Below are 5,238 nucleotides of genomic sequence, written 5' to 3'. Positions count from 1 at the left end.
ATGCCAGGTTCAGCCGTGCCAGCGATGGCTGAGGAGCCGCCGGCGGCACCAGCGGCGGCAGGCTGCGTCTGCCCCTGCGGGGTGTTCACCTGCTGGGCAAAGTAGGCGTGGCGTGCACGGTAGTTGGTGAAGACGCTGCGGTAGAATTCCTTGCTTTTGGCATCGGCGTTGGCGGCGGCGGCTTCGCCTTCCATGATGGCCTCACCCATCTTGGTGAGTTCGGCCTTGTCCTTGCCAGCCTTGGCATCGGCACGGATCATGCGTTGGATGGCTTCGTTGGTCTTGGCGATGACGGCAAGGTCGAGACTGGTCAGAGCATCCTTGGCTTCGGCGATGGACTTGCCGAGGGCCTTCAAGCTCTCCAGATCGTACTTGTAAGGGGTGTACCATCTGCTGGTCTTGCGCTCCTGTTCGTAGGTGGAGAGCCAGGCGTCCCTTTCCTTCTTGATGGCGTCCTTCATCCGTGTCAGGTCGGGCTCGATGAGCTTTTTGATGCCCTCCTCACGGATCCTCTGCAAGGCAGGCTGGTCCTGAATCATCTGCGCGACCTGCTTGTCGTACTTGGTCAAAACTTCGAGGATCTCCGCGACGGCCTTGGGATAATAGACGGAGGCGGTGTTGCCGCTGGCGGGGTCGTTGAGTTTGTCGAATTCCTTGAGCGCGCCGGTGAAGTCCTTGGCCTGGATTTTCTCCAGCATCGCCGCACGGATGGAGAAAGCCTTGATGTTGAGGCTTTCCGCCTTGGCCTCTTCACGGGTGAGCCATTTGCCTTCGAGCTTCACGCCGCCAGCCACGACCTTTTCTTTTTCCAGCTGAGCTTCGGAGATCATTTTTTCCACTTCTGCGGCTTCCTTCGTGCCGGGGTAGCGGTTCACGAAGGGACGCAGGCGGTCCTGAATGAGCTGCTCATACTTTTCCGCCGACATCAGGTCCGGGGTGGGAACGGCCTTTCGAATTTCGATAATTTCCACTTCTTCCGGCTTTTGCTTGAGGATGCCCCCTTCCGCGATGTCGGTGCGCGGGATGTCCTTTTCATCCATGATCTTCGGAGTCAGGTGATACCGCATCCGGATGGAGGTGGGCGTCTCGGAGAGAATATTGCCTTCCAGCTTTTTGCCGTCTTTGAGGGTCACGATGTCGGCGTGCAAAAATCCGGCGCTGCTGGCAAGGGCAAAGACGACAGACTGGTAGCGGCTCAATTTCATGGGAATGCAGGGTTGGATAAGAGAAGGGGATTAGCAGGCGCGCGGCAATTTGCGCGGGTTACGAGAAATAACTCAAAACCACACCGCGAGTAAAGAACGAAGCTCATTTTCCTCCGTGAGAAGGGGAAATGGCCTAGCTGGAGCGGCGTTGGAGCACGATGCGCTTGAAGCGGGCACTGCCGTCCTGGCTGACGCTCATGACTTCGGGGTCGTTGACGAAGACGTTGTGAATGAGGCGGCGGTAGTAGCTGTTCATCGGCGGCAGGTCGGCGTTCTGGCCGGTGGCGCGCACGCGGTCGCCGAGCTCCTTGGCACGGGCGACCATCTTGTCCTCGCGCATGGAGCGGTAAAATTCCACATCCACGCGGACGCGCGGGGCGTCCTTGATGTGGCGCTGCAGGACGCGGTTCACCAGATACTGGATGTCTTCGAGCGTCTCCCCCCGGCGGCCGATAAGGGCGTCCGAATCATCCGTGAGGACCTGCAGCGTGGGGCCGTCCGGGCCGTTGTCCTCCTCGATCTGGACCACGAAGCCCAGATAGCCGAGCATCGTGTCAAGAATATGGCGTGAGTGTTCGAGGGGTGTCATGGATCTCTAGCCTCCCAGACGTGGCGGTTTCGGGCCTTTTTTCTTGTTATCTTTTGAGGGTGCTCCCGAGTTGAAGAAGGGGTTTTGAGCTGGTGCGGCTTTGGCTGCGGGCTTCAGAGCCACCTTTTCCAGCTTGGGCTCAGGCATGTAAAGTTTCATGATCCGGGTCTGGAAGACGCTGAAAATGTTCTGGGTGGACCAGTAAAGCGCCAGGGCGGCGGCGAAGTCATAGCTGATCCAGAGGAAGAACAGGGGCATCAGCATGAAGATGCGCTGCTGGGTCTTGTCCACCGTCGCAGGCTGAGGGGTGAGCTTCATCTGGGCCACCATAGTGAGGCCCATGATGATGGGCAGGGGGTTGATGTTGAAACCCAGCAACTGGCCCTGGGTGTCTGCGGCAGCCAGATCCCGGACCCACCAGAAGGACTGGCCGCGAAGCTCCGCCGCCACTTCGAGCACGCTGTAGAGGCCGATGAAGATGGGGAACTGCAGGAACAAGGGGAGGCAGCCACCCAGCGGATTCACACCGTAGTCCTTGTAGAGCTTCATGGTCTCCATCTGCTGCTGCTGCGGATTGTCCTTGTACTTCTCCTGCAGCTCTTTCATGAGCGGACCGAGGAGGCCCATGCGCTTCATGGTCATGGTGGACTTCGCATGAATCGGCCAGAGGCAGAGACGGACGAAAATCGTCAGAAGGATGACCGCCAGACCCCAGCTGCCGCTGATGTTGTGCATCCAGCGCATGACTTTGGAGAGGGCGATGCTGACGATCTTGAAGTAGCCGTAAAACATCGCGTAGCTGCGCTGGTGGCCGATGCGGCTGAGGCGGTCGTATTCCTTCGGGCCGAGGTAGATCTGGTAATTTTCCGTGACCGAGGCACCCGGGGCGAGATCCACCACCGGCAGGCTCATGGCGGCATCGTAGGTGAAGTCTTCGATCTCCGCCTTGCCCACGCTGGCTGCATCAATCGGCTGCGCGAGTTTGCGACGGCCGGCCCAGAGCTTGGCGGGTGCATCCTTCTCCGCCATGCGGGTGATGATGTGGGTGTAGAAGCGGCTCATCACGCCTGCGTAGCGCAGGGCATTGAAGGAATGGCGGTACTCCGTCGGTGCTTCGCTGAAGAAGCCCTTGCCAAAGTATTTCGACAGCTCGTGGTCTGTGTCTCCGGCGTTGTTCCAGAAGAAGCCGTCATAGCGTCCTTCGTCATGCTTCAGGGCGGTCGCAGCTCCGGCGTAGAGGTAGTATTCCTCGGAGCGATGCTGCGCGGTGCCGGTGTTTTTGAGGGTGATCTTGAGATCGATGAGATGCTCGTCTCCTTCCGGGCCTTCGGTCAGGGTGTACTTTTTGGTCACCACGATGCCTTCGGCGGTGGTGCCTTCAAAGGTGGCGCTCTTGTCGCTCTTTTCGGTCAGCTTGTAGGCCAGCGCATCCATGCCGGAGGCTTCACGACGCAGGGCGCCGATGGCTTCCAGGCCGTTCTTGTTCAGGGTCACCTGATCCGTGCCGGCCAGTGCGGCGCGGGCGATGCCGCCGCCTTTGGAGGTGAGTTCAAACGTGACGGTGCCCACTTTGATGGAGTGAGTTTCCACCGGCACTGCGGCAGCCACGGCAGCCACGGGAGCCGCAGGCGCTGCGGGTGTGACGCCGGGGGCGGGGGTCGCGGCTGAAGGTGCTGCGGGTGTTTCCGCCGCTTTTTTAGCGGCCTGCTCCTGCTTGATGCGCGCGGCCTCGGCCTGGGCGAGCTTCTGATTTTCCTGCACGTAGTACAGGTTTACCCCCGCGAGGATGACGCAGAGCGTCACGATGATCCAACTTTTGCGGTCCATGAAATTTTTAAGCTTTGGGTGAGAGAGGTTTTTGTGAAAATGCGGGTCTCCTAGGTCAGGGCGGAGACACGGCTGGGGAGCAAGGGCGAAAGCAGACGGACAAATGGCGAGCGACCCCCGTGTGCGCGACTACATTGTCTGGCAAAATTCGTCATGCGGGTTTGGTCATTTCTTGTCCGGCACGGGATCATGCCCGTGACCACCCCAGGGATGACAGCGGCCGATGCGGCAGAGGCCGAGCCAGCAGCCGCGTAGAACGCCGTGGGTTTCCACGGCCTGGAGAAAGTACCGCGAGCAAGTCGGGGTGTAGCGGCATCCGGAGCCAGGACCGCCAATGGCGTGAATGACGGGGGAGATGAACACTTGATAGCCGCGGATGAAAATTCGGATGAGCCATTTCATGGTGCGGGCGGGGCAGGGAGCTTCTGGGTGAGCAGATTCATGCGCCGCGCCAGCCGCAGCCAGTCACTTTCCAGTTCGGCGAGCGTGGCTTTGGGGGCACGCCAGCGGGCGATGATCACCATCTGCCAGCCGGGAGCGATCTCCGCGCGGTGTGCACGCACGATCTCGCGCAGCAGACGTCGGATGCGGTTGCGTACGACGGCGTTGCCCAGCTTGCCCCCGGTGATGAGGCCAAACTGGAACTCCTTCAGCGCTTCCACACGCAAAGCACCCAGCACCAGAAATTTTCCGGCCTGGCTGCTGCCCTGCGTTTTGACCCGTGCGAAATCGCACGCGAGTTTCATCCGCAGGCTTGAGGGAAGGCGCATGATAAGGAGCGCGCCGCAGCAGAATTAGGTGTGCTGCTGGGTGTGACGCTTGAAGTGGAGTTCCACGCCCTTTGGCAGGAGGCGTTTGCGTCCGGCGCGACGACGGCGGCGCAGGATGTCGCGACCATTTGCGGTCTTCGTGCGTGCGCGGAAACCAAACTGCTGCTTGCGCGTGCGCTTGGAAGGCTGGTAGGTCCTGAATGTCTTTGGCATGGGCGTGTGGGGTGGTGAAAGGGAAAGTGGGAGCTCAGACCGGACAAATCACGGCCTCCCCTCGAAAAGGGGGCGCGAAACTAGCGGGAGTCTTTGATTTGTCAATCATGCGATGATTTCCAGTAAACTTCGGTTTTCTCAACGTTACATTCGACCCATGATCCGACCCTTTCTCGCCAGCCTCTTTTTGCCTCTTGCCCTCTGCGCCGCCGACACTCCCGCAGCCCTCCCGCTGTGGCCAAATGGAGCCCCCGGTTCTGAAGCACGGGCGGCCGAGCCGGAGAAAATCGAGGGCAGCAATGTGTGCAACGTGCACAAGCCCACGATCACCCCGTACGTTCCTGCTGCGGACAAATCCACCGGCACGGCCGTCATCATCTGTCCCGGCGGGGGTCACTCCAAGCTCTGCCTCGGCCATGAGGGCTACGCTTTGGCAGAATGGTTCCGGGATCACGGCATCGCGGCTTTTGTGCTGAAGTACCGCCTGGCCCGCGAACCCAGCAGCACCTAGACCGGTTCTTAGAAAGCCTGTCATAAACTCATCTTTGGACGGCATTGGGACTGAAGAACGGAGGGCTGGTCGATCATGGAGCGCAGGGCTTCCATGAGCCGGTCCTGCAGTTGGCTGGCGTTT

At 60.2% G+C, this 5,238-nt stretch carries 6 protein-coding genes and 1 pseudogene; 1 reads left to right on the top strand and 6 read right to left on the bottom strand.

Annotated features, from left to right (window positions below):
* The 6 genes and pseudogenes from WAW39_RS05955 to rpmH all read right to left on the bottom strand — a co-directional run.
* Window positions 1-1,205 (bottom strand): PTPDL family protein (locus WAW39_RS05955; protein WP_422316771.1); only part of this gene is annotated, 1,205 nt, incomplete at its 3' end.
* A 133-nt stretch (window positions 1,206-1,338) separates the two neighbouring features.
* Complete coding sequence (locus tag WAW39_RS05950) at window positions 1,339-1,794, bottom strand: protein jag (protein WP_422316769.1); 456 nt, start codon at window positions 1,792-1,794, stop codon at window positions 1,339-1,341.
* A gap of 6 nt (window positions 1,795-1,800) precedes the next feature.
* Window positions 1,801-3,621, bottom strand: a complete 1,821-nt coding sequence (yidC, locus tag WAW39_RS05945; RefSeq protein ID WP_422316767.1) for a membrane protein insertase YidC — start codon at window positions 3,619-3,621, stop codon at window positions 1,801-1,803.
* Between the two features lie 165 nt (window positions 3,622-3,786).
* On the bottom strand, window positions 3,787-4,023 hold the full coding sequence (gene yidD, locus WAW39_RS05940; RefSeq protein ID WP_397381316.1) for a membrane protein insertion efficiency factor YidD: 237 nt from the start codon (window positions 4,021-4,023) through the stop codon (window positions 3,787-3,789).
* The gene (rnpA, locus tag WAW39_RS05935) at window positions 4,020-4,391 is read right to left on the bottom strand and encodes a ribonuclease P protein component (protein ID WP_422316765.1); all 372 of its coding nucleotides are present in this window, start codon (window positions 4,389-4,391) and stop codon (window positions 4,020-4,022) included. Before rnpA ends, yidD begins: the two co-directional genes overlap by 4 nt.
* 78 nt (window positions 4,392-4,469) lie before the next feature.
* Window positions 4,470-4,604 (bottom strand): annotated as a pseudogene (rpmH, locus tag WAW39_RS05930) (50S ribosomal protein L34); the annotation flags it as partial.
* 157 nt (window positions 4,605-4,761) lie between these two features.
* Here rpmH and WAW39_RS05925 point away from each other — a divergent pair.
* Window positions 4,762-5,115, top strand: a complete 354-nt coding sequence (locus WAW39_RS05925) for a hypothetical protein (RefSeq protein ID WP_422316763.1) — start codon at window positions 4,762-4,764, stop codon at window positions 5,113-5,115.
* Window positions 5,116-5,238 lie beyond the last annotated feature (123 nt).

The sequence above is a fragment of the Prosthecobacter sp. genome (genome assembly GCF_049294395.1).
Taxonomy (GTDB): Bacteria; Verrucomicrobiota; Verrucomicrobiia; order Verrucomicrobiales; family Verrucomicrobiaceae; genus Prosthecobacter.
This window is presented reverse-complemented; position numbering and strand designations above follow the sequence as displayed.

Coding starts and splice junctions, on each gene's coding strand:
- WAW39_RS05950 (WP_422316769.1), bottom strand. CDS start 1,794: ATGACACCCCTCGAACACTCACGCCATATTCTTGACACGATGCTCGGC.
- yidC (WP_422316767.1), bottom strand. CDS start 3,621: ATGGACCGCAAAAGTTGGATCATCGTGACGCTCTGCGTCATCCTCGCG.
- yidD (WP_397381316.1), bottom strand. CDS start 4,023: ATGAAATGGCTCATCCGAATTTTCATCCGCGGCTATCAAGTGTTCATC.
- rnpA (WP_422316765.1), bottom strand. CDS start 4,391: ATGCGCCTTCCCTCAAGCCTGCGGATGAAACTCGCGTGCGATTTCGCA.
- WAW39_RS05925 (WP_422316763.1), top strand. CDS start 4,762: ATGATCCGACCCTTTCTCGCCAGCCTCTTTTTGCCTCTTGCCCTCTGC.